Source organism: Maritalea mediterranea (assembly GCF_021568695.1).
Lineage (GTDB): Bacteria > Pseudomonadota > Alphaproteobacteria > Rhizobiales > Devosiaceae > Maritalea > Maritalea mediterranea.
On record NZ_JAKGTI010000001.1, the window covers coordinates 865251 to 889812 of the forward strand.

Below are 24562 nucleotides of genomic sequence, written 5' to 3' on the forward strand. Positions count from 1 at the left end.
GCCAACCCCAATATTGGCTCTATTTTTTGCAACACACCTTTTATCACTTGACCTTACATTGACTGGAAGCTTTAGAACAGACACCATGTTGCCATTGGTCAGGCGCGCAATCTGATGCACACCAATGGTGCAATCAGTGCGCTGATAGGGCGTGACGACAAATGCTTTCACCGGTGAAAGGAATATAATGTCTATTTGCTGTGAAGAAAAAAGGGCGGACAATTTGCCAGCTTCGATTAAGGAGCTGTTGTGCAAGGCCCATGCCATTGGCTATTCCGAAGAAGAACTGGCGGAACTGCGCAAGCTTTATGGCCGGACTGAGGAGGTGCAACAATGAATATTGGTGCCGCCGCGGAACGAGCGAATCTGCCCAGCAAAACCATCAGATATTATGAGGATATCGGCTTGATCAAACCTGGCCGCGCTGACAATGGATATCGCGATTACTCCGATGAAGATGTGCATCGGCTACAGTTTTTGCAACGTTCGCGCAGTCTGGGCTTCACCATTGAAGAGTGCCGCACATTGCTCTCGCTCTATGACGATGAATCGCGTGCCAGCGCTGACGTGAAAGAGATTGCGCGAGAAAAGATCAAAAAAGTCGACGCCAAGATTGCCGAGCTGCAAAGCCTTCGCTCCACATTAAATGTGCTGGTCAAAAACTGCCATGGTGACCAGCGGCCCGATTGCCCGATCCTTGATGATTTGGCCGGCCACAAGGTCGGCGCTGCGGAACCCCAATCAGCCTGATATTTCTTGTCGCCAAGGCGGGTTGGCGCCATGGCGCGACACGGTGACAGCGGCAGCCTTGGCCCCCAATTCGATGGCGCGGGTTAATTGCTCTTCACTCAAGGTGAGAAGGCTGCCGAACAGCTCTTGTTCCTGCAAGGCGCACAAAAAGCCGGCGCTAAATGTATCGCCGGCGCCCACCGTATCGACAACTTGGGCGGGCGTCGATGGTACATCAAGCTGCACATGCTTGCTCACGGCCTCAACCCCGTCACCCCCTTTGGTGATCAGGATAAGCCTGGTGCCCAGGCGCAGAATGTGCGCCAACGTCGCCTCAACCGAACGCTTGCCAGCAATCCAATCCAAATCTTCGTCCGACACTTTCAAAATGCTGGCATGGCCAAACATCTCATCCAGCTCTGCGCGATAGCTTGCCTCATCTTGAATAAAGCCGGGGCGAATGTTCGGGTCCAGCATTACGGGCGCCAGTTGGCCAATCTGCGCCATCAATCGCCGATAATAGGGGCCGGACCTGTGGCCCAAAAGACTGATGCCGCCAAAAAACGCCATCTTCAGATTGTTCGGCAGGTGCGGCTTTTCATCGGCGGTAAAATCTTGCGCGGCGGTCCCTTCGTCATAAAATTGATAGCTGGCATGCCCGTCCTGCAGATGCACCATGGCGAGCGGACAGGGCAGGACGCTCGTCACCACCGGGTCAGTACCCACATGGCTCTCGGCTAAGGCGTTCAGCAGCTTTTGGCCCAGATCATCCGAAGAAATTTTGGAATGGAACTGCACATTGGCTCCCAACCGGCCCAATGCGATGGCGGTGTTGAACACGGAGCCGCCAACAGCTGGTGCAAATCCTTGTCGACCATCCGCCGCTTCAATCGGCAGCATATCCATCAATGCTTCGCCACAACACAAAATCATAGGGACAATCCTTGGTTAAACCCGGAAATATTCTTCCAAAGGCAGTTGCGCCTGCTTATTTGGTTTTATCAAGGCTTGGCCGCCGGTGCCATTGAAAATGAACTGACGCGTAGGCACTTTTTGATTGATCACGCTGGTGCCCTGGCCCAAAACACAATGGTCGCCGATCTCCGTCTCGCCGATAATCGCGCTGTTGGGATATACGATCACTCCCTCGCCGATGCGAGGTGCATGACCATGATTTTTCCCAACGGTAGAGTTTTGATATAGCACCAGATAATTGCCATAGGTGGCTTTGGCCAATACGATTCCAGCGGAATGGCCGATAAAAAACACGGGCGGCATATCAATCTCATAAAACAAATCAATGGCGTTCATCGCTTTATTGAGCAGAAAAAGGCGCGTGGGCAGTTCACGCTCGCCAGTTTGAGTGAAGATTTCATTGCTGAGCAGATAGAGAAAGGTGCAATATTGCGTTGAATGCAAATGGTCAAACTGCCCGGGCGTCCACATTTTCACATGTTTGATCAGATGATGCAGACGGTCCAATGCTGCGGGAAGGTGCGTTTCAATCTCCCTCTGTGCCCGCGCCAACACGGTGTCGGGCAGCAAATTGACCGTTTGTTGCGCCACATAGGTGGCTAACGCTTCATTATTCAACATCATGTTGCCTAAGCTGGGCAAAAAGATCTGTCAGCGCATCGCCACACAATTGAGCAGCCATTGTCTCGCGGGCAATTTGCGGCACAACCTCAAGCTTGACGCCATTGTTTTCAACATATGCACCCTCATAAGGCGGAAACCAAAACGCGCGTGCATATCGCTCGACCGTTTCCTGATCAGCGTCATTGGGTATTCGCTTTAGCGGCAGAAACTCTTCCAAAGAATGATACCGCACTTTGTGTGGTGGTTGTGGCTCTGCTGGCAGGTCAGCCCCGCGCTCAACCATCGCCACAAACTGTTTGAACAGAGTTATCATTTCTTTTTGCGCGAGCTGCTCCAAGGCAAAGCCAGTCAATACATCAGACTGGATGGGGAAACGGCGCACCTTTAACAATGGACCATCATCAAAGCCTTCGCCCAGATGATGGCAGGTGCAGCCAAATTCCGACTTTTGCTCCAAAATTGCCAAATTATAGGTGCCCCATCCACCATATTCCGGCAAGGGCGCCGCATGAAAGTTCACCGCCGCCAAGCCCGCTTTTTTTGCGATCTCAGGCTTTACCAAATGGCGGAACATATAAGAAATAACCACGTCGACAGGGCCGACCAGCGAGAACAAATCCTTTTGTCTGACCACTGGTAAGCCCAGTGAACGGGCCGCCATCTTCAGGTCCGGTTCTGGATACCATGGGTGTGAAATGGTGCCCGAAACACAAACGGCTTTGATATCCCAGCCTTGCTCGTGCAAATGAGTGAGCGCCACAACCGAGCCAGGCTTTGAACCCATGAAAATTACGCTCGGTTTGCTCATTTATGCCGCCTTGTTGGCAAAGAAATCACCAATCGTATCGCTAACCTGATCAACAACCGACAGCTCCATCATCGAATGCAGAGGCAGCGACAAGATCTCATGGCCCACGGCATCGGTCACACTCAAATCCCCCTTCCGACAGTCCTTCCAAAGAGAAAACCAATGGCCGGGTTGCCAATGTATACCGGTGTCGATGCCCTTTTCCTTTAGGTATGCGCGCAAATCGTCGCGATCTTCTTGCGGCACGCGGATATAATAAAGAAAAGGATTTACCTCATCGAAGCTAGAATTTGGGGTGCGCACCTGCGCAACAGAAGCCAGCCGTTCGGAATATCGCTTCGACGCAGCAGCACGCGTCGCACGAATTTGATCCAGCTTGGCAATCTGTTGCACCCCGATGGCGGCGTGCAAATTCAGCATGTGATAGCGATAACCCACGCGCTCCACATCAAAAGTCCAGGCGCGCTTGTTCTGATACATGACCTCAGACGGCTGCTGCATCCCCAATAGCCGCAGCTCGCGCACATATTTCTGCTCTTCTTCCGTGCGCACCACAACGGCCCCGCCATCAAGGCAGGTGATGGTTTTCACCGGGTCAAAGCTGAACACGCAAATGTCAGAATAAGACCCCACCGGCTTGCCCTTATAAAAAGATCCGAACGAATGACAGGCATCGTGGATGACCCGTAAATTATGCTTGTTGGCGAAGGCTTCCACCTTGTCATAATCGGAGATGATACAATCATAATCCATAATGATGATGGCCTTAGTCTTGTCGCTGACCAGCGCCTCGGCTTTATCAATGTCCATTTCAAGGGTGTCATCATCGCAGTCGCAAAATACAATGTCTGCGCCCACCCAACTGATGGCCTGATAATCGGCCGAGCAGTTGAACGCCGAAACGATCACCTCATCACCGGGCTTAACACCTGCCACCAAAAGTGCGACATGCAAGGCTGCCGTGCCGGTGCTGACCGCCGACACGAAGCGGTCGGGGGCATTAATGACTTCGCCGATTTTTTCTTCAAATTCGGCGACATAGCTGCCCATGCCCAGCCAGCCCATTTCCAGAGATTGAGTGGCCGCACCAATTTCGTCGGGACCAATTAAAGGTTTAAAGACAGGAATGTCGTTCATTGTGGCCTCACATGCGGATCGGACAATCGATTCGTGGTCAGTGTACCCTAAATCTGTTTTGTTGTGAGCCTTGGTATTGCCCAAGCAAACTCAGTGCCGACGCGCAATTCTGGCTGCAAATTCTGCATGATTTCCGGGGCGATGTTCCACGGCAAAATCAGGATCACATCCGGCTGAGCCTTAATCAGTTCCGGCGGTGACACGATGGGGATGTGACTGCCTGGCATGTATTTGCCTTGTTTTGACGGGGCTGCATCGGCGATCATGGGCACAAGGTCGGGTTTTATCTTGGCATAATTCAACAAGGTGTTTCCCTTTGCTGCTGCGCCATAACCCCAAATCGATTTGCCTGCTCGTTTTGCGTCAGCCAAATATTGCACCAACTCGTCTTTGATCCGGTCAACTTCCGGCTGCAAATTTTTGTAGGTGCTCAAGTTCATCAGGCCAAAATTGATTTCCTTTTGCAGCACCGCACCCACATTGCCACTGGGTGCTCGCGGGTCATGGGCATGGGCCAAAAATACTCGCAAACTGCCGCCATGAGTTGGTAATTGCGCCACATCAATGATTTTCAGATCGGTCTGGATGGCAATTGCGCGTACAGCAATCAGCGACAAATAGGAAAAATGTTCGTGATAAATCGTGTCAAACTGGCATTCGCGCAACAGATTGAGCAGATGGGGAAATTCAAAGCTAATGGTGCCGCCTGGCTTGAGCAGGTGTGCTGCTCCGGCGACAAAATCATTAATGTCTGGCACATGCGCCAGCACATTATTGCCGATGATCAAATCGGCCCGCCCATGGGTGGATTTGATCTCATCGCTGACCATCAGGCCGAAAAAATCGCGCCATTGCGGAATGCCCAAATGTTCGGCTGCATCCGCAGTGGCCTTTGTCGGCTCCACGCCGAGACAGGGGATGTGCGCAGCAGAAAAATTGCGCAGCAAATACCCATCATTGGAGGCGAGTTCGACCACAAAACTGGTCTCACTCAACCCAAATCGATCGATCGCCTGGCGCGAAAACGTCGCCGCATGCTTCAGCCAGCTTTGCGAGGTTGAAGAAAAATAGGCATAGTCTGGCGTGAACAGGGCGTCAGCCCGGGTGAAATCCTCTGTTTGCACCAGAAAACACTGATGACACACATTCACTTTTAACGGCAGTTTTGGCTCGAACTGCTCAAGCTCGTCTGGACGGATATAAGCATTGGATGGGGGCATGTCGCCCAAATCCAAAACCCGATGCTTTAGCGTGGTCCCACAATGTCGGCACTTCATATACGCACCCCGCCGCCGAAACGTGCAAGAGAGGGCAGCGACAGGTCCCGGGCGGACAGATTTCGGGCGGGCAAGGGCCAAGCGATATTCAGCTCGGGATCATCAAATCTAACACCGCCTTCAGCGTCGGGCTGATATGCTGCGGAATGATGGTAGATCAATGTGGCCTTTTCGCTCAACAGTTGAAAGCCATGCGCACAGCCTTTTGGTATCAAAAGGCCCTGTTGGTTTTCAGCACTTAGTTCAACAGCAATATGCTGTCCGTAGGTTTTCGAGCCAGCGCGCAGATCGACAGCCACATCCAGCACGCGACCTTCAATGACCTGCACAAACTTCATTTCTGCATGGGGAGCAAATTGCAGATGCAGCCCGCGCAACGTGCCTGCCTCCATATTGCGGGAAAGGTTGGTTTGAACAACGGCCCCCTGCCAGCCCAATGCCCCCAACTGATCGGCACAAAATAGTCGTGAAAAGCTGCCCCGCTGATCGCCAGCCTGCTGACGGGTGGTGATGGTGACACCTTCCAGTTTGGTATGAGCACCCTCAAATATCATCGCGCCTCCTCAAAGGCATCTATGTCCTGATTGCACAGCGTTTCGGCACGTTCGCCTGCATAAAAGGCTTTATACCACTTCATTGTGCGATGCAGCGCGTCCGCACTGGTCCATGTTGGCCGCACGCCAAATTCTTCAGCGATGCGGCGGGCGTCCAATTGCAGAATGCCAGCTTCATGCGGTCCCTCGTCCGCATTGTTTAATCTCAACTCGCCCCGGCCAAACGCCACACGCGCTTCATTCACAAGTGCGCCGACTTGCATTTTATCGCTGGTTTCGGGCGCAATGTTGTAACTGGCATGTTGCGCTTGCGCCGCATGCTCGCACAGATAGAGATAGCCGAACAATGGCTCCAGCACATGTTGCCACGGCCGCACAGCATTGGGGCGACGCACCTCTAACGGTTCATCTTGTGTCCAAGCCCGAACCGCATCCGGAATAATCCGGTCGATTGACCAATCACCGCCGCCAATGGCGTTGCCTGCGCGTACGCTGATCAGCTTGGTCGCGGCTTCTTTAAAAAAGCTCTGGCGATAGGACGAGATCACAAGCTCCGTAGCCGCCTTGCTGGCGCTATAGGGGTCGTGCCCGCCAAGGGGAGCGTCTTCCTTGAACGGCACACCTTGTTCCAAATTGCGGTAAACCTTGTCGGTTGTGGCAACGATACAAACCGAAGGCGCGTGTATTGTCCGTAAAATTTCCAGCAGGTTGGCGGTGCCCATCACATTGGTTTCAAATGTATCCAAGGGGGCGTCATAGGACGGGCGCACCAGCGCTTGTGCCGCCAAGTGCAACACAATTTCGGGCTGCGTGTCGCGCACTATTTGGCGCAATGTTGGCACCTGCCTTAAATCCCCAAATCGGCTGTCCATTCGGTCGCCCAGACCAAGCAGGTCATAAAGGTTGGGTGTTCCGTCGGGGGGCAGTGCAAAGCCAACCACATCTGCTCCCAACTGCAACAGCCAATGGCTTAGCCAAGCGCCTTTGAATCCGGTGTGCCCGGTAACCAAAACTCTCTTCTCCGCCCAGAAATTGCGCATCAGCTTTGGCTTGGCCATTTGTGCTCAATCCCAAACTTTCCAAGGTGCGGTGTCCGATTGCCATGCCCGTTCAAGTCTATTCTTGTCGCGTAGCGTATCCATTGGATGCCAGAAGCCTTCATGGCTAAAGGCCCGTAGCTGGTCGGTTTGGGCAAGTCTGACCAGTGGCTCCTCTTCCCAACTGGTCTGATCGCCTTCAATCATATCGAGGCATTGTGGCGACAGTACAAAATAACCGCCATTGATGGCAGCGCCGTCGCCCCTCGGTTTCTCGTTGAAACCCACCACAGCGTCGCCATCGGTTTCCAACGCGCCATAGCGCCCTGGCGGGGCCACCGCGGTGATCGTCGCCAGGCGGCCATGCTGTTTGTGGTAATCAATGAGTGCACCAATATTCACATTTGCTACGCCATCACCATAGGTCATGCAAAACGCCTCATCGTCGGCAACATAATGGGCAATGCGCTTGAGCCGACCGCCGGTCATGGTGTCGATACCTGTATCCACCAAAGTCACCTTCCACGGCTCCGCATAACGCTCATGCACATGCATTTCGTTGTTGGCGATGTCGAAAGTAACATCGGATTTGTGCAAAAAGTAATTGGCGAAATATTCTTTGATCACATAGCCCTTATAGCCACAACACACCACAAAATCATTGACCCCATGGTGAGAATAGAGCTTCATAATATGCCACAACAGCGGCATGCCGCCGATTTCGATCATTGGCTTGGGGCGTAAGTGGGTCTCCTCCGAAATGCGTGTGCCCAGCCCGCCTGCCAAAATCACCGCTTTCATATATCGGCCTCACAATACCGAACCCACATTTGGCGGTAAGCATTTTCCATGCGGTTGACGAATGCTTGTTCATCCATTGCCGGGCTGTTTTGCATATTTTCCCGCATAGTGGCCCGGATATCAGCCAGCTTGTCCAGATCGCTGGCCAGATTCACGGCAATATCAACATATTCCTCTTCGCTCTGTGCCACCCATTCGCCAAAGCCGGCATGGCGCAAAATGGCCCCGCCTAGCGTGCCGACGCTCGCACGATTGTAGAGGGTCACATAGGGGTTGCCCATATAAAGGTGCTCGAACAAGGTGGTGCCTGAATTATGCGGGAAGCAGTCGAGCGCGATATCGATTTCGCGCAACACATCCCAAGGCGGGCTGTTAAAGCCCATGATCAGCCGGTCACGCGTGATGCCATATTTGGCGAACTTTTCCGCGACTTGATCACACATCATCGGGTCTTGATAGTTGCGGCTATCCAGCCTCAATTTCGACCCATCTACCCGCATCAATATCTGCGCCCAGACCTTGATGGTATTTTCGTTCAAGCGTACGGAGCGCGATAGGGTACAAAAGGTGACATATCCATTATCTTTAGCAGGCAGGGGGCTGACCTCGCCCATGTCTGGCCCAGGTCGATAGACCACCGAAGGACCATCCAGGCGCCACACTTCGCGTTCGCCAAACAAATGATCGTCCCGTGCAGGGGTGACATTCTCATCACCTAAATAATAATCAATGGCATCCATCCCGGTGGTGTAGCCAAAATCGAGCCAATGCACCGACACTGGCGCGGGCCTGCGGGCAAAGGCCAAAAGCCGATTGCCTTTCGCATGACCTGAAATATCAACAAGAATATCGATCTGATCCTGACGAACACGCTCGGCCAATGCGGCGTCACTCATCCCATTGATTTTTATGAAATGGTCGCTGTGCGCCATATACCGTTTGGTATAGTCGTCAACTTTCGGCATGTCTGCATACGCGAATATTTCAAAATTTGCCTTATCGACATGCTCGAACAGGGGCAGCATGTGATATGCCACCGCGTGTTTATATAGCGTTGAAGAGACATAACCTATGCGCAGACGTCGCTCTTTGTCCTTGCTGTTATGATGTTCTCTTTGCTCGCTTTTCAACGGCTGCGCGAATACCGCATCGAACTTTTTGTACCACTCAAAAATCTCTTCACCGGATTTGCGTGGGTCATAGTTCATGGTGAACAGCATGTTTGAATAGGCTTCTGTGTATCGGGGCTCTGCAGCAATGGCCTGCTCAAAATGTTGTTGGGCTGGATCAAACGCACCATATTCTTGATGTAAAATGCCCATATTGTTGTGGGCGCTGGCAAAGTCTGGTCGCAACTCAAGCGCGTGTTCAAATTCTTTTTGCGCTTCCACAAGCATCCCGCGGCGCATAAAAGCATTGCCAGCATTATTGTGCATGCCTGCCGAATTGGGCGCCAATGCCAACGCCTTTGCATAGCTCGCACTCGCCTCTTTGCTGCGCCCCATAGCAAACAAGGCGTTGCCGTGGTCGTTGAACGCATGAGCGTGCTCTGGATTGATCGTGTAGGCGCCTTCAAAACAGGCGAGCGCGTCCGTGTAATCACCCGCGTCAGCCAAAGCCAAACCCAAATTATAATAGTGATCAGGATTTTGCGGCTCGATCTCAGCTGCCTTTTGCAGCATCTCAACGGCAGCAGATATTTCACCTTTGTCACGCAGGATAAGGCCCAAATTTCTCAGGGCAGGGGCGAATTGGGGATTGTCTGCGATGAGTTGACGATATTGCGCTTCAGCTTCGTCGGTCCGGGCAAGCTTTTGCAAGGCACTCGCACGATTAAATTGGCCGTCACGGAATTGTGGTGCCAATTTCAACGCCATTTCAATAAAGCTTAAGCCCTTCTCCGCCTCGCCATTTTCAATAAACAAATTGCCCAAATTGCTCAGGGCTTCGGGATTTTGCGGTTGCAAATCCAGTGCTTTTTCCAATGCATTCTGTGCAGCGTCAAAATTTTCGAGCGCTTTTTCGACAATCCCCAAACTATTATAGGCAGCCGCCAGTTTAGGGTCCGCCTCTGTCGCCAACAAATGATTTGCACGAGCACCTTCAAGATCACCCAAATCTTTTAAGACCCCGCCCATATTGTTGAGGTAATGAGGGTGATTGGGGTTGGAGAGGAGAGCTTTTTCCAAAAACTGTTTGGCAATGTCGAACTTGCCCACTTGCTTGGCCAAAAGTCCCATCAAATGGTTTGCATCGCCATGTTGGGGATTGATCTTCAGGATGGCCTGATATTGTTGCTCTGCCTGCGGCAGCTCGCCCTTTTGGTGGTGGGCCACACCTTTGGCCAGCATGTCCTGAATAGGGCCATGTCCTGTTCCCGCACCGGGCTGTTTTTTGGCCAGCTTTTCTTGGCGACGGCGTTCGGATCGGTTCATGTTGTCTGGCCCCAGATGTATTAAAGAATCAGTCTAAGTGAAATGCTAGCATCAAAGAATCTCAGCGCATAATGCCGCATTAAAAACAAAGGCGGGATGCAACGCACCCCGCCTTCATCATTTTGACCATTTTGAAATGGCTTATTCTTCAATCGTCACATTGGCGAAATAAGGTACGCCCAATGTGGAACGCCAGAAGCCTTTCACATGTGTCCCCATCATCATGTAAAGATTGCGGTGATACATTGGCAAAATCACATGATCATTCATCATGATCGCTTCGGCATTGGCCATGTGTTGCAAGGATTCTGACTGGTCAACTGCGGCCTTGGCAGCAGCGATTTCGGCGTCATAATCTTCGTTTGCCCATTTGGCCAGATTGTTCGGGCTTGTGGACACAAAGTTGTCGAGGAAGGTCATTGGGTGCGGATAGTCTGCGCCCCAACCCATTTGTGCAATTTGGTATTCAACTTTTTGCACTTCTGGGTAGTAAACTTTCCACTCGCTCACATCGATTTCAACATCGATATTGAGGTTCTCTTTCCACATTTGCTGAATAGCTTCGAGCAATTTCTGGATTGGAGGAGAAGCATAGGTCATGAAGACGGTCTCAGGGAAACCTTCACCGTTCGGGTAACCAGCTTCAGCCAGCAATTTCTGAGCTTCTTCAGCTTTTGCGGTTTCGCCCAAACCATAATCTTCAGCCACATCGCGGAAATCTTCGCCGGCAACATTCATGCCGTAAGGCACCAAGCCAGTTGCTGGCACGTCTGCTGATTGCAGCACGAACTCAACAATTTCCTGACGGTCAATGGCCATGGACAGCGCTTTACGCACTTTCACGTCATCAATCGGGCTTGCTGCTGGGTTGAAGAACGCATAGGTGGTGCCCAATGATGGGATCACCAAGAACGCATCGCTTTCAACTGACAAGCGTGGCACTTCTGATGCAGGTACGGATTCAATGCCGTCTACATCGCCAGCTTCCATCGCGGCCAGGGCAGTTGATTGTTGTGGGATCAAACGGAAAGTCAATTTGTCGAGCTTAACATTGTCCGCACCGTAATAGTTGGGGTTTTTCTCGAAAACAAAACCTTCACCCAAATTCATTTCGGTCACGCGGAACGGGCCGGTGCCGATATAGGTGTCTGGGTTGCGTGTCCAACCTTCGGGATCGGCTTCCACAATATCCTGACGCACAGGGAAATAGGTTGAGTAGGCCACAAGCTGCAACATGTAAGGCACGCGCTGCTTCAGGGTGAACTGCACGGTGTGCTCGTCAACAGCCTTCATGTTGGGCTCAGCGTCGCCGCCTTCATAAAACTCTTCAGCCCCTTCAATGTGATAAAGAAGGGCAGAGTTTTTCGCGCCGCTTGCAGGGGTCAGAACCCGTGTCCAGGCATAGATGAAATCGTCGGCGGTGACAGGTTCGCCATCAGACCATTTTGCATCTTCGCGCAATTTAAATGTGTATGTCAGGCCGTCGTCTGAGATTTCCCAGCTTTCAGCAAGGGCCGGCACAATTGAACCGTCTGGTGCGAATTTCACCAGGCCTTCAAATGTGTTGCCAATGATCGGTGCCGCAAAGGTTTCGTTTGTGGTGCCGGGATCGAATGTGTCAGACTCATTGTTGACCACATAGACAAGTGAAGATTCAGCGTAAGCTGCACCGCCAAGTGCCAATGAAGTTGCTGCAATGAGAGGGATCAGTTTTTTTAACATCTCACTCCTCCGTGGGGACTATCCCCATTGTTTTGTTCAGGCCCTTTTGGTTGGGCCTTTGGTTTAGGTGCCGATTATTCGGCGTAGTGGCAGGCAACTTTGTGGTTGTCGGCCAATTCTTTCAGCTCAGGCTCTTCTGCCGCGCACAAATCGGTTGCCAAGGGGCAACGCGTGCGGAACCGACAGCCTGAGGGCATGTCGATCGGGCTTGGAATTTCGCCCTGCATTTGATCCTGATTGTCCTTGCGCGCTTCCACCGGGTCCGCAATAGGAATGGAAGCCAAAAGCGCGCGGGTATAGGGGTGTTTCGGGTCGTCATAAAGCGCATTGTTTGGCGCGATTTCGACGAGCTTGCCCAAATACATCACGCCAATCCGGTCGGAAATATGCTTCACCATGGAAAGGTCATGCGTGATGAACAAATAGGTGAGGCCCAGCTCTTTTTGCAGATCCTCCAGCATGTTCACGACTTGCGCCTGAATAGACACATCAAGCGCCGAAATCGCTTCATCGCAAATCACCAGCTGCGGGTTCAACGCAATCGCGCGGGCAATGCCGATCCGCTGGCGTTGACCACCAGAAAACTCATGCGGAAAGCGGTTGGCGTGGTCTTTGTTCAGGCCCACCACTTCCAACAATTCATGCACCCGGGCCGTGCGGCTTTTATCGTCGCCAATGCCCGCAATTTCCAACGGCTCGGCGATCAAGTCGCGCACATTCATGCGGCCATTCAGCGAGGCGTAGGGATCTTGGAAGATCATTTGAATGTCGCGGCGATGCGGGGCCAAATCTTTCTCTTTGAGCTTGGCCAAATCCGCGCCGTTAAACTCAATCACGCCATCGGTCGGGCTATAAAGCCTGATCAATGTGCGGGCAAGGGTGCTCTTGCCACAGCCACTTTCGCCCACAAGGCCCAGCGTTTCACCGCGACGAATGTCGAGATCAACGCCATCGACTGCCTTCAAGAATTTCGGGTTTTGGCCAAAAAAGCCCGCCGAGACCTGAAAATGCTTCTTCAGGTCGCGAACGCGCATCAAAACCTCATCGTCACGCATATGTGGTTGCTTATCCATTGGAAACCTCGGGCGCGTCGAATATGGATTGCAGGGCTTTGGGCGCCTCTTCATGGTGCAACCAGCAGCGGGCCTCGTGCACAGTCGGCTTCGCGTTCGGGCGCTCAAACAATGGCGGCATCGCTTCTAAACATTGTTGGATCGCGTGCGGACAACGTGGCGCGAACGGACACCCTTCAGGCGGCCGCAACATATCTGGTGGCGAGCCGGGGATTGGCGTTAGCCGTTGCTTGGTGTGGCTGCGCACATCCGGAATCGAATGGAGCAGACCCGTCGTGTAAGGATGCTGCGGGGATTCAAACACGTCATAGACGTCTCCCGTTTCCATCACCATACCGCCATACATCACTAGAATGCGGTCAGCCACTTCGGCGATCACGCCCAAATCATGGGTGATCAAAATGATGGCCATGCCCAGCTTTTCCTGAAGATCTTTCAGCAACAGCAAAATCTGGCGTTGAATGGTCACATCAAGCGCCGTGGTCGGCTCATCCGCGATCAGCAATTTCGGATCGCAGGTGAGGGCCATGGCGATCATCACGCGCTGGCGCATGCCGCCTGAAAATTCGTGCGGATAATTATCCAATCGGCTCGCGGCGCTTGGAATTTTCACCAATTCAAACAGCTCAAGCGCCCGCTTGCGGGCTTCGCCGCGTGAAACAGGCTTGTGCGCGACAATGGTTTCGATCAGCTGCTCACCCACCGTCAGGGTCGGGTTCAAACTGGTCATCGGGTCTTGGAAAATCATCGCAATGTCGTCACCGCGGATGGTGCGCAATTGCTTGTCTGACAGGCCGGTAAGTTGCTTGCCTTCAAAATCGGCGGACCCGTCCACCACTTCACCATTGGCTTTCAGCAAGCCAAGGATTGAGAGGCAGGTGATCGATTTGCCCGAGCCGCTCTCGCCCACAATGCCCAAAATCTCACCCGGCTTCACGTCAAAGCTAACGCCGCGCACCGCCTGCACATCACCGCGCGAGGTGTGGAAATGGGTGGTGAGATTATCGACTTTCAATAAAGGTGCTGAACTCATTTGCGCAACCTCGGATCAAGTGCATCCCGCAATCCATCGCCCAAAAAGTTGAACGCAAACATGGTCAATGAAATTGCAGCTGCAGGGAAAAACAATTGGTGCGGATAGGCGCGCAGGGTTTCCACCGCTTCCGCGGTCAAGGTGCCCCAGCTGGCCATCGGCACGCTGACGCCCAGGCCGATAAAGCTCATAAAACTTTCGATAAAAATGGCGCTGGGGATCAACAGGGTCAGGGTCACCAAAATGGGGCCCATCGTGTTGGGCAGCAAGTGGCGGGTCAAAATCCGCTTGGTGCTCGCGCCCATGGTTTTGGCCGCCGCAACATAATCCTGATTTTTCAGCGACAGCATTTGCCCGCGCACAATCCGCGCCATATCCACCCAGAACACCGAGCCAATGGCGATGATGATTGAAAGGAAGCCGGACTGGAATACCACCATCATCAGGATCACATAAAGGGTGAGGGGAATGGTGGCGATGATCTCCACAATCCGCATCATCACATTGTCCACATTGCCGCCAAAATAGCCCGCAATGCCGCCATAAAAGACGCCGATAAAGAAGTTCACCATCGCCGCGACAAACGCCACGGTCAGCGAAATACGCGCGCCGTAAAGCTGACGCACCAACACATCGCGACCCAAACTATCTGTGCCGAACCAGTTGGTCTGGTTCCAGCGATAGCCAATGGACTCAATCGCATTGCCATCGCCATCCACAAGCGTGGCGGGCAGTTGGCTATAGTCCACACGCACTTCCGCATCACCAAACACATAAATGTGCTGCTTTTTCATCAAGTCTTTGCGCTTGGCGCGCACAAGCCCAAGAATTTCGCCATTTTCGGCCACTTCATAGAGCTTGAAGTTGCCGCTATTGAGAAACATATATTGCGCCGACGCGTCGGTTGGTTCTGTCTTGTACACCTCAAAAATCGGCGGAATATTGGAGAGCTTCAAATCCTGATCATAATAGGTGTGATGGGTAAGCATCGGCCCGAAAATAGCCGCCAAAATCAGCAAGATGATAAAGGCGAGGCTGGCCATGGCCGGCTTATTGCGCCACATACGCTGGCGCACATCTTGCCAATAGGTCAGGCTTGGCGCGGCGATAAATTCGGCATCTTGTGCCCCACGATCCACCGGTGCCCATTTTTCCTTCGGGACAGTCACATGAATGTCGGTCATTGTGCTTTCTCCCCAAGTTTAATGCGCGGATCGAGCACCATGTAGAGAAGGTCAACAATCAAAATCATCAGCATCAAAAACGCCGCATAGAAAATCGTAATGCCCATAATGGTGGTGTAGTCTCGGTTGGAAATGGACAGCACAAAGTGGCGTCCAATGCCCGGCAGGGCGAAGATTTGTTCAATCACGAAAGAGCCGGTCAGCAAGTTGGCCACAACCGGACCCAGCACCGTGACGATGGGGATCAACGCATTGCGCATACCGTGCTTGAACAAGATGGTTTGCGGATGCAGGCCCTTGGCGCGCGCGGTGACCATATAGTCCTGCCCCAACACTTCCAGCAGCGAAGAGCGGGACAGCCGCGCGATAAAGGAAAGCCAAAAGCCGGAGAGGGCGAGAACCGGCAAAATATAGCCTTGCCAACTGTCCAGCCCAAAGGTGGGCACCAACTGCCATTGCAAGGCAAACAGATAGAGCGCGATGGTGGCCAGCACATAAGAGGGAATGGCGACGCCCATGGTGGCGATTGCCATAATGGTTGTGTCCTGCCATTTGTTTTGGTGCAGGGCCGCCACAATGCCCAAAGGAATGCCCAGGGCCACAACGCACAACATGGCCAAAAAGCCGGTCTGTGCTGTTACGGGCAGGCCTTCGCGGATCAAATCATTCACCCGCACGCCGGGATATTTGAATGAGGGGCCGAGATCAAAAGTGATGATGCCCTGCAGATAGCTGAGATATTGCTGCCAAATCGGCTTATCCAGCCCATATTTGGCATTCAACGCCGCCTCAATCTCAGGTGCCAACATTTTTTCAGAGGTGAAAGGTCCGCCAGGAATGGCGTGCATCAAAAAGAATGTCAGCGTAATGATCAAAAAAAGGGTCAAGGCCATCATCAAGATGCGCTTGATCAGATAGTTTAACATTTACCGCCCCGCTGGATGGTTACATCGGCGTGTGCTTGACTTCCCCCATCAAGCAGCGCCCAACCAAATTGATACCAATCAAAATACAAGATTGGAGGGGCGAGTAAAGAAATTTTTATAGAAATAAAACTTTTTCGATATGCGTCAGTCGCTTTTGCCTAGATTTCCAGTGCTTAGCATGTTAATTTTTTCAAATGTCGGGGATTGCCCTTAAAAAGTAGGACAATTTGCCCATTTCTCATTTAAATTGTCAGTATTGTAACACTTTCATATTTGATTAAGTGCGAATTCTGATTAGGCTGCCAAAATCTGAACGAGGGAAACTGACCACATGGCTTCACCCCCATTGCTGATACTTGGGAACGTGAATATTGAATTGGTGATGGGCGATCTGGATCATTGGCCGGACTTTGGGACGGAAATGACCATGTCCTCGTCCGACTTTCGTGCCGGTGGCGCGGCGGGCACAACAGCGTTGGCGCTCTCAGGTTTGAGCGTCGACCATCGACTGATCGCCACAGTTGGGTCTGACAATTTGGGCACATGGCTGCAGGGCGAATTTCAACCCGGCACCACATCTTGGACCACCATTCCCACCGCCACCACCGTTTCAGTCAATATGCTGCATGATGGCGGCAATGTGGTGGTGTTCAACTCGACCGGCCATTTGCAGGACGTGACGCTCGACACCATGATCGATGCCATTCCTCCGGCCACCTCAAAATCGTCCTTCGCCCTGGTCACCGGTGCGCATTTGATGCCGTCGGTCACGGCGGGCCTGTCGCAGCTCCTGACCATGCTGTCCACCATGGGCTGGACCACCGCCCTCAGCCATGACCGCCCTTTTGAAGGGTGGACGGAAGACACACGGGCCGTTTTCCTCAGCTGGGTGCGCGCCACTGACTGTATTTTGATGCGTGAGCATGAGTTGCGGGCCGTGATGGAAGAAGACGATACCGACGAAGCGGAAAAAGCGTTGGTGAAGACGCTGGCGGACCACCAGGTGCTGGTGGTCTTGCGTGGTCGCACGCGGGCCGATGGCTTTTACCAGGGGCAAATGGTCACCGCATCGATCGATGAATTTGAGACCAACGACCCGGTGGGCTATTCCGACATCTTCAACGCCGCCTTCATTTCTTCTTATATGGCCGGCGAAGGCCTGGAAACGGCCTTGCAAAGCGGCCTCACCGTAGCGTCAATCGCTGTCAGCACTTCGCCACGCATCTATGGCGTTTTCGTTGACTGATCTCAAAAAAAAGGGGCGCGTGCGCCCCTATTCAATCCGATTTAAGATGCGGCTCAGTTGAGGTCGCGCTTAAAGCTGGCCCCAATGCCGTATGATCTTTGCCCGGCAATATGTCCTGCATCCAAGGCGTACATGACATCAAACTGTAGATCGCTGAACGCATCCAGTTCCATGAAATAGCTGGCCGCAAAATCAATTTCACGGCCGGATGGTGAAAGATCGCCAGTGACCTGATCATAAATAATGTTGCCGTCCTTATCCCGGCCCACAGGAAGGTTCATGGTCACGTTGCCCGAATCGGCACGGATTGGCTGCGCGAGAGACAACGTCACCCGGTCGCCCTTTTGCACAAGATTGGACTTGGCAACGCCCACATGAAAGCCCGAGAAATTGGCATCATCAAAATTTGTCACAAAGCCGTCGCCATTGGTCTGACCAACAGCACGCCCCATTTCAGCACCGCCAAACACCTCAAATCCGTTTGAAAGTGACGAGTTGAAACTCAGATTAACGCTTTGGGCGCTGGTCAGGGTTGGGGTGTTAAAGGCCTCATTGCCGACCATGCCCAAAAAGGCGCCGCTTTCAACCATTTGGTTGAGGCCCACACGCAGCGACGAATTGCCCAGATCAAATTGAGCCAGAGCACCCGCGCCAGAAAGTGAGCCGTTCACATTTTCACTGTGCTGGCCGCTAAAACCATAAAAGCCATAATGTCCAAATTCGGTTTTATAGTTTTGCGAAATTGCCGTTGCAGTTTCCGCGAAGGACAGCATGGAGACGTTAGACGCCAAATTGCTGGAAAGACCAAGATCAGTTTGCAACTGCGCCAACCCGTCTTGCGCCCCGAAATAAAGCACACTTTCAACCGAGTCACTGCTTTCCCCAAAGGAGAGGGAGGTTTTGGCTTGTCCCTTGTCTTGCAGTTGGTCCAGCGAGGCTGAGCGGTAGCGGTTTTGGTTTTCAGCAACAAAATAGTCTGCGCGGATCTCAAAATTGCCGTTCAATGCGTCAAAAACCGCCATTTCCTGCTCTTGCAACATGCGTGTCAGACCATCACCATATGTGCCGCTTGTCGAAATGGTGGCATCGCCCAATCGCGTGCGGGTGCCGGTTTCAAGATTGGAACCCCGAACGACAACCGCATCACCGATAGGCTGCAACGCTGCAGCCACGTCCATTACCCCATGCCCGAAAATGTTGGAATAGGCGTGTGTGATTCCGCCGCCAAAATTTGTGGAGCCGCTTTCACTACCGGCGAAGAAATTGTTATTGGCGGTCGCCAGCAAACGATCACGCCATTCACCCGGTGAAAGCGACGGAAATGCTTGCGCGACCAATGCAACGCCGCCCGCTATTTGCGGCGCAGTATAGGACGTGCCCCACCCGGTTTCATAGGCATTGTTTGCATTGTCGGACGCGCCTTTGGTGTCACCATCGCCCACGAGGCAGAACTGGGCGGCTTGTCCGCAAGGGGTGGAGATAAGGCTGGCGCTAATAATGTTATGATCGCTGTCGACCGAGAATTTCGCTTCCACTACCGAAATCCATGCTTCCTGTAATTCGGTGGCCAACAAGGGCAGGCCAGCACTCACATCTACATCACCTAGATTGTTGTTCGAGCTGGCAAAAACGATTACACCGCCATTTTGGAAGTTATTCAGTGCGTTGATATAGCTCTGCCAGTTTGCGGAGCTGTCGCCCACTTCTGCTGCCATTGCCTCGGCCGCAGTTTTGCCGCCTGACATTTGCGCCTGTGCGTCCCCGATAACAACATCAAATCCCCAGCTATTATTTTGGACGACAGCGCCTTTAGCTGCCGCATCATTGGTTGCAGCAGCGAGCCCACCCATATTATTGCGGGCAAATGAAGAAAGGTGCAGGTCTGCATTTGGCGCAACACCCATAATGTCGCCGGTGCCGTAATTGCCCGTGGCAATTGAAGCCACATGTGTGCCGTGATTTGAGCCCAAATGGGGTGTTACAACCCCATACTCATGGATGATTTTGCCGCTAAACTCTTCATGAGTGGTCAAAAAACCATCGTCCACAACTGCAACTACTTGACCTTCTCCAGAAACACCGGTCGAAAGAGCTCGGTGCACTTTTGTCAAAAGAAATGGGTGAGGGTCGACGGCCACACGCCCGGCACTATTGAAGTTTGCGGATCGAAACTCGGCTGTATTGGCAATACTTGTGGCGAGAGCTGCGTCCTCTGTGCCTGTAAAGCCCGCTGACCATGCAGCGATGATAGGATCGCCGCCGCCGCCGCCCGAACCGCCGCCCGGACCACATGCCGCCAGCAGCAAAACGCCTATGCAGGCTCCCGTTTTAAAAACCAATCGATGAATTTTATGGAAACCCTTCATAGCGTTGTCCAGCTCCCCCAAAAAGTAGTTGTAGTCAGTGTAAAGTATAAACTGTCTAAATGCATCAACTTGTTAACCATTAAACGAACTTCAAGTCAAAGCTTTTAGATTGATCGATTGGATACCAATCAAAACCAATTGAATCGGTTTCTCGCAATTTTCCACGGTAGGTTTTGTAGTTTTCTATCGAATTGCGGTTTGAATGATCGCCAATTGCCAGGATGACGTGATCAATAATATAATAAAATCAATTATTTAATATGTTATTTTCGTTTTTGAATTTGTCTTTGTACTTTTTGTAATTTTTTGGTTGCATAATGGTATTAAATTGGCTTTAATAGTCAGGGAGAGGTTGGGTGTCGTTGTAATTAACGGGCCTAATTCGATGAATATGGCGTCACCGGTTGTGTCGCGCGGGAGGGAGTGGTTCATGGCGAATCTGTTGAAAAATGCCACATTGTTTGATGGTGAGCGTTTTTTGAACAATCAGACTGTCGAAATTGTTGACGGCAAAATCTCTCGCATTGGTGATATTGCTGACGTCGAGCAGTCCGGTCACGAAATTGTAGATTTGTCTGGCCAGATTCTGGCGCCCGGCTTTGTTGATGTGCAGGTCAATGGCGGCGGTGGCGTCATGTTTAATGATCAGCGCAGCGTTGACGGGCTGGCCGAAATTGTGCGCGGTCATCGTCAATTCGGCTCTACCACATTGATGCCCACGCTGATTACTGATTCATTTGAGGTTATGCGCGAGGCAGCCGATGCCATCAGTGCCGCCATAAAGTCTGGCGTGCCCGGTGTGCGCGGCGTACACTTTGAAGGTCCCTATCTCAGCCTGAAACGGCGCGGTGTGCACGCGCCCGAGTTTTTGCGTGAAGTCGATGAAGATGCCTTTGATTTATTCACGCGTGGCGATTTGGGCGAGGTGATTGTCACTGTTGCGCCGGAATGTGTGCCCAGCGCCTTTATTGCCGACTTGAGCAAAAAGGGCGTGCATGTTTGCGCCGGGCATAGTGCGGCGACCTATGAACAAGTCGGTGAAGCGCTTTCCGTTGGCCTGCGGGGCTTCACCCATTTGTTTAATGCTATGCCGCCGCTGGCCAATCGCGCGCCGAGCGTGGCGGGCGCCGGTTTGGACGATCCAAACAGCTGGTGTGGCTTGATTGTGGATGGCTACCATTTGCACTTTGCGAGTGCGCGCATCGTCGTGCGGGCCAAGCCGCAAGGCAAAATTATGCTGGTGACCGACGCAATGGCTACGGTTGGCGCGAAGGAAAAGCACTTCAATCTTTATGGCGACACCATCCAAGCCGTGGATGGCCGTTGCGCGCTCGATGACGGCACTTTGGCCGGGTCGGATCTGGATATGATGCGCGCCGTGGAATTGACCCACAAGCAATTGGGAGTAGAGCTGGGCGAAGCGTTGCGCATGGCATCGCTCTATCCTGCCCAATTCTTACGGCTGGACGACCGCATTGGTCGGGTCTCGCCGGGCTTTGATGCAGATCTCGTGGCATTTGGCCAGGATGACATGAAAGTCACCCGCACCTGGATTAAGGGCGAAGGGGAGACGCATTAATGCCGGTTTGCTTTGACATTGGCGGCACCAATATCCGCTCGGGTTGGCCCGATGAGGTTGGTATTGTGCAGATTGCCGGTCAACGGGCAACGCCGGGCGACTCGCTGGCGGATTTTCTGGCCACCATGGTTGACATGGTGCAGCAGGCGCCCGCAGCGCAACAGGATTTTGTGGCCATTTCCATCGCTGGTTTTGCTGATCCTCAAACTGGTGCGCTGACGATCGCGAACATTCCTTGCCTCAAGGGCGAAAACCTTGCCGGACTGCTTGAAGCGCGGCTGAATATGCCGGTTGTGGTGGTCAATGATGCGGATTGTCTGGCATTGGCCGAAACCTATGCCGGGGCGGCCAAAGGGGCCGCGAATGTATTTGCCATTGTCTTGGGCACCGGCGTCGGCGGCGGCCTTGTGCTCAATGGTGAACTGGTTGTTGGGGTTGGTGGTATTTCCGGTGAATGGGGTCATGGCCCAATCGTTGATCCCACTGCGGGCGGACGCGTTGAAAGTCTTGGATATTTCCAATGCGGCTGTGGCCAAAAAGGCTGTCTTGATACGGTCGGCGGCGCGCGCGGCATAGAGAATGTGCACAATGCGCTGCACAACGCCGAGCGCAATGCAGAACAGATTTTGGACGCTTGGCGCGCTGGCGACGAAGCGGCCGCGCTGAGCGTTGAGGTCAGCACTGAAATGGTAGCCCGCGCCCTCAGCGCCTTTGTGAATATGCTCGGGCCTGAATCTATTCCCGTGGGCGGTGGCTTGGCACACGCCAAAGATCTGATTGCGCTTATCGATCAAAAAGTGCGCGGGATGGTGCTGACAACATATGAGTTGCCATTGGTCGTGCCCGCCCACAATCTGAAAAATGCGGGTTTGGTTGGCGCCGCTTTCATCAACCCCACCTCTGGGCGGCCCAACAAAGTGCGCGGGGTGTCCTGATGAGCAGGATTAATCTCGAAATTTGTGTGGACACGCCGCAAGCCCTGATCAATGCCAAGCAAGGCGGCGCAGACCGGGTCGAGCTGTGCTCGGCATTGGTGGCCGGTGGCTTAACACCCAGCCGCGGCTTGATGCAATTTGCAGCGGCGCAAAAAATGCCCGCCCATGTGATGATCCGGCCGCGCGAAGGCGATTTCTGCTTTGACGCGCAAGAAGTGCAGCTGATGTTGGATGATATTGCGTTGGCGCAGCAGGAAAATATGCAAGGCGTCGTGCTGGGGGCAACGCACAAAGATGGTCGTTTGGATGTGGAGGTGCTGCAAGAGCTGGTGGCCGCTGCAAGCGGCATGGACATCACCTTGCATCGCGCCTTTGATGTGACCCCTGATCCGTTTGTTGCGCTGGAAGAGGCGATTGTACTCGGGTTTAACCGTATCCTGACCAGCGGCCAGCAAAAGAGCGCGCTCGAGGGGAAGGATTTGCTTGCCGCTTTGATGGCTAAGGCCGGAGATCGCATTGAGATCATGCCCGGCAGCGGCATCAAGGCCAGCAATGTAAAAGAGCTGGCGGCCAACATGCCGTTGAGCAGTGTGCATGCATCTTGCGCAGTTCCGGTAGCGCAATCGCCGCAACGTGCGGTTGCGCTGGGCTTTGCCGACATTGAGGGGCGACGCGAAACCAGTCTGCAAGCGGCAAAAGAATTGGCCAGTGCGCTCAATGCGCTGGAATGGGTGATGCCATGACTACATCCACTTTCCACACCATGCCCGCAGAATTTGGCTTTAAAATTCAAGATTTTAACGCAATTTGTGAAATTGATTTTCACAAATTGCCGCAAAAATTACAAATCTGGCTTGAGAAATTGCAAATTTTGGTCCAATGTACGAAAATTAATTTCATAATGGATCGGGAGGGATCGTATGGCCTTTAGAATCGGTGTCGTTGGACTGGGATATCGCATTGGTTATTTGATGCAGGTCATCGGCCAAACTCAAAAGGACATTGAGTTTGTTGGCTATGTTGACCCAAATCCGGCTGGATTGGGCTTGGTGAACGGGGAGGGGGTGCCCGGCATCTCTGTTGATCCATCAGCGCTGAAGTCCTTTAACCCGGGCAAGCAGTTTGACAGCCTTGAATCGCTGATCGCGGAAGGTGATTTAGATTTGCTGATGGTGGGTTCGCCCAACCATATGCATTTGGAGCATTTGCGCATCGCGATCAAATCCGGCATTAAAACATTCACGGAAAAGCCGGTCGTCACCACGGAAGCTGAAACCTTTGAATTGTTGGAGCTTTTGCAAGAAGCCGGCAATGTTGACCAGGTGATGATTGGGTTGGTGCTGCGCTACGCGCCACTTTATCGCGATTTGATTGCGGCGCGCGACGCGGGTCAACTGGGTAATATCGCCTCAATCGAAGCCTCTGAACATATTGCGCCTTATCACGGTGCCTTCTTTATGCGCGATTGGCGTCGTAACTCGAAATATTCTGGCGGCTTCATGCTGGAAAAATGCTGCCACGATTTGGACCTTTATCAAGGCCTTGTGGGCAAGCGCCCGAAACGTGTGGTCAGCTTTGGTGGTCGTCGTTCTTTCGTGCCGGAAAACAAGCCGGCAGAATTGGCAAATGTTTATCAATATAAGCCGAGCGGTTGGAACGGCAGCGACAAGGTGTTTGATAGTGATGGTGACATCATCGATTATCAAACCGCGCTGATCGAATATGAGGGTGGCGAGAACCTCTGTTTTCACACCAATATGAATGTGCCTGACGAGTTCCGTCGCTTTGCGGTGATCGGTTCAAAAGGCATGGCGGAAGGCGATTTTATTCGCAATTTCTTCAAATTGACCGCAGCTGAAAACTCAGAAACGCTGGTCGATAAATCCTACAAATCCTCAAATCTGTCTGCGCACTACGGGGCTGACGAGCAGATGATTGAGGATATTTTCAATCACTTGCGGCACGGCGAAAAGCTCCCGGTTTCCATTCTGGACGGCCTGGAAGCAGGGCTGACCGCGATCAAATTAGACGAAGCACGCTTGTCGCATTCTGTTGTTGATCTCACCGAGACGTGGGCGAAATTTGACAGCTTCAAGCTTGCCAAGGAGGAGGTTGCTTAAA

Annotated in this window: 22 protein-coding genes; 7 read left to right on the forward strand and 15 right to left on the reverse strand. The window is 52.7% G+C overall.

Translation table 11 applies throughout. From position 1 onward, the window contains the following. Positions 1-187 precede the first annotated feature (187 nt). Positions 188-337, forward strand: a complete 150-nt coding sequence (locus L1I42_RS04215; protein ID WP_236113237.1) for a hypothetical protein — start codon at positions 188-190, stop codon at positions 335-337. Next, entirely contained in the window at positions 334-750 is a 417-nt protein-coding gene (gene cueR, locus L1I42_RS04220) for a Cu(I)-responsive transcriptional regulator (protein ID WP_236113238.1), read from the forward strand. The genes L1I42_RS04215 and cueR overlap by 4 nt, the downstream gene beginning before the upstream one ends. Here cueR and L1I42_RS04225 read toward each other — a convergent pair. From L1I42_RS04225 to L1I42_RS04290, 14 genes are all read right to left on the reverse strand, one after another. After that, positions 742-1662: a carbohydrate kinase family protein gene (locus L1I42_RS04225; RefSeq protein WP_236113239.1), complete on the reverse strand. Its 921-nt coding sequence runs from the start codon at positions 1660-1662 to the stop codon at positions 742-744. The genes cueR and L1I42_RS04225 overlap by 9 nt on opposite strands. A gap of 15 nt (positions 1663-1677) precedes the next feature. Beyond that, positions 1678-2325 (reverse strand): LbetaH domain-containing protein, encoded by a 648-nt coding sequence (locus L1I42_RS04230; RefSeq protein ID WP_236113240.1) that lies wholly within the window; start codon positions 2323-2325, stop codon positions 1678-1680. Continuing rightward, on the reverse strand, positions 2315-3136 hold the full coding sequence (locus L1I42_RS04235) for a formyltransferase family protein (RefSeq protein WP_236113241.1): 822 nt from the start codon (positions 3134-3136) through the stop codon (positions 2315-2317). The genes L1I42_RS04230 and L1I42_RS04235 overlap by 11 nt, the downstream gene beginning before the upstream one ends. Next, a complete protein-coding gene (locus L1I42_RS04240) occupies positions 3137-4273 on the reverse strand; it encodes a DegT/DnrJ/EryC1/StrS family aminotransferase (RefSeq protein WP_236113242.1) in 1137 nt (378 codons plus the stop codon). A gap of 47 nt (positions 4274-4320) precedes the next feature. Next, a complete protein-coding gene (locus L1I42_RS04245; RefSeq protein WP_236113243.1) occupies positions 4321-5550 on the reverse strand; it encodes a class I SAM-dependent methyltransferase in 1230 nt (409 codons plus the stop codon). Continuing rightward, entirely contained in the window at positions 5547-6104 is a 558-nt protein-coding gene (rfbC, locus tag L1I42_RS04250) for a dTDP-4-dehydrorhamnose 3,5-epimerase (RefSeq protein WP_236113244.1), read from the reverse strand. The genes L1I42_RS04245 and rfbC overlap by 4 nt, the downstream gene beginning before the upstream one ends. Continuing rightward, the gene (rfbG, locus tag L1I42_RS04255; RefSeq protein WP_236113245.1) at positions 6101-7162 is read right to left on the reverse strand and encodes a CDP-glucose 4,6-dehydratase; all 1062 of its coding nucleotides are present in this window, start codon (positions 7160-7162) and stop codon (positions 6101-6103) included. Before rfbG ends, rfbC begins: the two co-directional genes overlap by 4 nt. Before the next feature lie 6 nt (positions 7163-7168). Beyond that, positions 7169-7942 (reverse strand): glucose-1-phosphate cytidylyltransferase, encoded by a 774-nt coding sequence (gene rfbF / locus L1I42_RS04260; RefSeq protein WP_236113246.1) that lies wholly within the window; start codon positions 7940-7942, stop codon positions 7169-7171. Beyond that, positions 7939-10377 (reverse strand): tetratricopeptide repeat protein, encoded by a 2439-nt coding sequence (locus tag L1I42_RS04265; RefSeq protein WP_236113247.1) that lies wholly within the window; start codon positions 10375-10377, stop codon positions 7939-7941. Before L1I42_RS04265 ends, rfbF begins: the two co-directional genes overlap by 4 nt. Before the next feature lie 141 nt (positions 10378-10518). Further along, on the reverse strand, positions 10519-12099 hold the full coding sequence (locus L1I42_RS04270; RefSeq protein WP_236113248.1) for a peptide ABC transporter substrate-binding protein: 1581 nt from the start codon (positions 12097-12099) through the stop codon (positions 10519-10521). Positions 12100-12173: 74 nt separating this feature from the next. Continuing rightward, entirely contained in the window at positions 12174-13172 is a 999-nt protein-coding gene (locus L1I42_RS04275) for an ABC transporter ATP-binding protein (protein WP_236113249.1), read from the reverse strand. Further along, on the reverse strand, positions 13165-14205 hold the full coding sequence (locus L1I42_RS04280; protein ID WP_236113250.1) for an ABC transporter ATP-binding protein: 1041 nt from the start codon (positions 14203-14205) through the stop codon (positions 13165-13167). The genes L1I42_RS04275 and L1I42_RS04280 overlap by 8 nt, the downstream gene beginning before the upstream one ends. After that, complete coding sequence (locus L1I42_RS04285) at positions 14202-15389, reverse strand: ABC transporter permease (protein ID WP_236113251.1); 1188 nt, start codon at positions 15387-15389, stop codon at positions 14202-14204. The genes L1I42_RS04280 and L1I42_RS04285 overlap by 4 nt, the downstream gene beginning before the upstream one ends. Then, the gene (locus L1I42_RS04290) at positions 15386-16315 is read right to left on the reverse strand and encodes an ABC transporter permease (RefSeq protein ID WP_236113252.1); all 930 of its coding nucleotides are present in this window, start codon (positions 16313-16315) and stop codon (positions 15386-15388) included. The genes L1I42_RS04285 and L1I42_RS04290 overlap by 4 nt, the downstream gene beginning before the upstream one ends. Before the next feature lie 331 nt (positions 16316-16646). On the opposite strand from L1I42_RS04290, the gene L1I42_RS04295 reads away from it, so the two are divergent. Next, positions 16647-17561: a carbohydrate kinase family protein gene (locus tag L1I42_RS04295; RefSeq protein WP_236113253.1), complete on the forward strand. Its 915-nt coding sequence runs from the start codon at positions 16647-16649 to the stop codon at positions 17559-17561. A 53-nt stretch (positions 17562-17614) separates the two neighbouring features. Here the strand turns inward: L1I42_RS04295 and L1I42_RS04300 are convergent, their stop codons facing one another. Further along, positions 17615-19927: a S8 family serine peptidase gene (locus L1I42_RS04300; RefSeq protein WP_236113254.1), complete on the reverse strand. Its 2313-nt coding sequence runs from the start codon at positions 19925-19927 to the stop codon at positions 17615-17617. Between the two features lie 430 nt (positions 19928-20357). Here L1I42_RS04300 and nagA point away from each other — a divergent pair, with 430 nt between their 5' ends. From nagA to L1I42_RS04320, 4 genes are all read left to right on the forward strand, one after another. Further along, positions 20358-21506 carry an N-acetylglucosamine-6-phosphate deacetylase gene (gene nagA, locus L1I42_RS04305; RefSeq protein WP_236113255.1) on the forward strand — a complete coding sequence of 383 codons (1149 nt, stop codon included), beginning with the start codon at positions 20358-20360 and terminating at the stop codon, positions 21504-21506. Continuing rightward, on the forward strand, positions 21506-22441 hold the full coding sequence (locus L1I42_RS04310; RefSeq protein WP_236113256.1) for an ROK family protein: 936 nt from the start codon (positions 21506-21508) through the stop codon (positions 22439-22441). Before nagA ends, L1I42_RS04310 begins: the two co-directional genes overlap by 1 nt. Beyond that, the gene (locus L1I42_RS04315; protein ID WP_236113257.1) at positions 22441-23184 is read left to right on the forward strand and encodes a copper homeostasis protein CutC; all 744 of its coding nucleotides are present in this window, start codon (positions 22441-22443) and stop codon (positions 23182-23184) included. Before L1I42_RS04310 ends, L1I42_RS04315 begins: the two co-directional genes overlap by 1 nt. 177 nt (positions 23185-23361) lie before the next feature. Continuing rightward, positions 23362-24561, forward strand: coding sequence for a Gfo/Idh/MocA family protein (locus L1I42_RS04320; protein WP_236113258.1), 1200 nt, complete (start codon positions 23362-23364; stop codon positions 24559-24561). Position 24562: the final 1 nt, after the last annotated feature.

What these genes read in the sequence shown, in the direction of transcription:
- cueR (WP_236113238.1), top strand. Translation starts at nt 334, where the DNA reads ATGAATATTGGTGCCGCCGCGGAACGAGCGAATCTGCCCAGCAAAACC.
- L1I42_RS04300 (WP_236113254.1), bottom strand. Translation starts at nt 19,927, where the DNA reads ATGAAGGGTTTCCATAAAATTCATCGATTGGTTTTTAAAACGGGAGCC.
- L1I42_RS04215 (WP_236113237.1), top strand. Translation starts at nt 188, where the DNA reads ATGTCTATTTGCTGTGAAGAAAAAAGGGCGGACAATTTGCCAGCTTCG.
- L1I42_RS04225 (WP_236113239.1), bottom strand. Translation starts at nt 1,662, where the DNA reads ATGATTTTGTGTTGTGGCGAAGCATTGATGGATATGCTGCCGATTGAA.
- L1I42_RS04235 (WP_236113241.1), bottom strand. Translation starts at nt 3,136, where the DNA reads ATGAGCAAACCGAGCGTAATTTTCATGGGTTCAAAGCCTGGCTCGGTT.
- rfbG (WP_236113245.1), bottom strand. Translation starts at nt 7,162, where the DNA reads ATGGCCAAGCCAAAGCTGATGCGCAATTTCTGGGCGGAGAAGAGAGTT.
- L1I42_RS04245 (WP_236113243.1), bottom strand. Translation starts at nt 5,550, where the DNA reads ATGAAGTGCCGACATTGTGGGACCACGCTAAAGCATCGGGTTTTGGAT.
- L1I42_RS04240 (WP_236113242.1), bottom strand. Translation starts at nt 4,273, where the DNA reads ATGAACGACATTCCTGTCTTTAAACCTTTAATTGGTCCCGACGAAATT.
- L1I42_RS04280 (WP_236113250.1), bottom strand. Translation starts at nt 14,205, where the DNA reads ATGAGTTCAGCACCTTTATTGAAAGTCGATAATCTCACCACCCATTTC.
- L1I42_RS04310 (WP_236113256.1), top strand. Translation starts at nt 21,506, where the DNA reads ATGCCGGTTTGCTTTGACATTGGCGGCACCAATATCCGCTCGGGTTGG.
- L1I42_RS04295 (WP_236113253.1), top strand. Translation starts at nt 16,647, where the DNA reads ATGGCTTCACCCCCATTGCTGATACTTGGGAACGTGAATATTGAATTG.
- L1I42_RS04265 (WP_236113247.1), bottom strand. Translation starts at nt 10,377, where the DNA reads ATGAACCGATCCGAACGCCGTCGCCAAGAAAAGCTGGCCAAAAAACAG.
- L1I42_RS04290 (WP_236113252.1), bottom strand. Translation starts at nt 16,315, where the DNA reads ATGTTAAACTATCTGATCAAGCGCATCTTGATGATGGCCTTGACCCTT.
- L1I42_RS04275 (WP_236113249.1), bottom strand. Translation starts at nt 13,172, where the DNA reads ATGGATAAGCAACCACATATGCGTGACGATGAGGTTTTGATGCGCGTT.
- L1I42_RS04270 (WP_236113248.1), bottom strand. Translation starts at nt 12,099, where the DNA reads ATGTTAAAAAAACTGATCCCTCTCATTGCAGCAACTTCATTGGCACTT.
- L1I42_RS04315 (WP_236113257.1), top strand. Translation starts at nt 22,441, where the DNA reads ATGAGCAGGATTAATCTCGAAATTTGTGTGGACACGCCGCAAGCCCTG.
- L1I42_RS04230 (WP_236113240.1), bottom strand. Translation starts at nt 2,325, where the DNA reads ATGTTGAATAATGAAGCGTTAGCCACCTATGTGGCGCAACAAACGGTC.
- rfbC (WP_236113244.1), bottom strand. Translation starts at nt 6,104, where the DNA reads ATGATATTTGAGGGTGCTCATACCAAACTGGAAGGTGTCACCATCACC.
- nagA (WP_236113255.1), top strand. Translation starts at nt 20,358, where the DNA reads ATGGCGAATCTGTTGAAAAATGCCACATTGTTTGATGGTGAGCGTTTT.
- L1I42_RS04285 (WP_236113251.1), bottom strand. Translation starts at nt 15,389, where the DNA reads ATGACCGACATTCATGTGACTGTCCCGAAGGAAAAATGGGCACCGGTG.
- rfbF (WP_236113246.1), bottom strand. Translation starts at nt 7,942, where the DNA reads ATGAAAGCGGTGATTTTGGCAGGCGGGCTGGGCACACGCATTTCGGAG.
- L1I42_RS04320 (WP_236113258.1), top strand. Translation starts at nt 23,362, where the DNA reads ATGGCCTTTAGAATCGGTGTCGTTGGACTGGGATATCGCATTGGTTAT.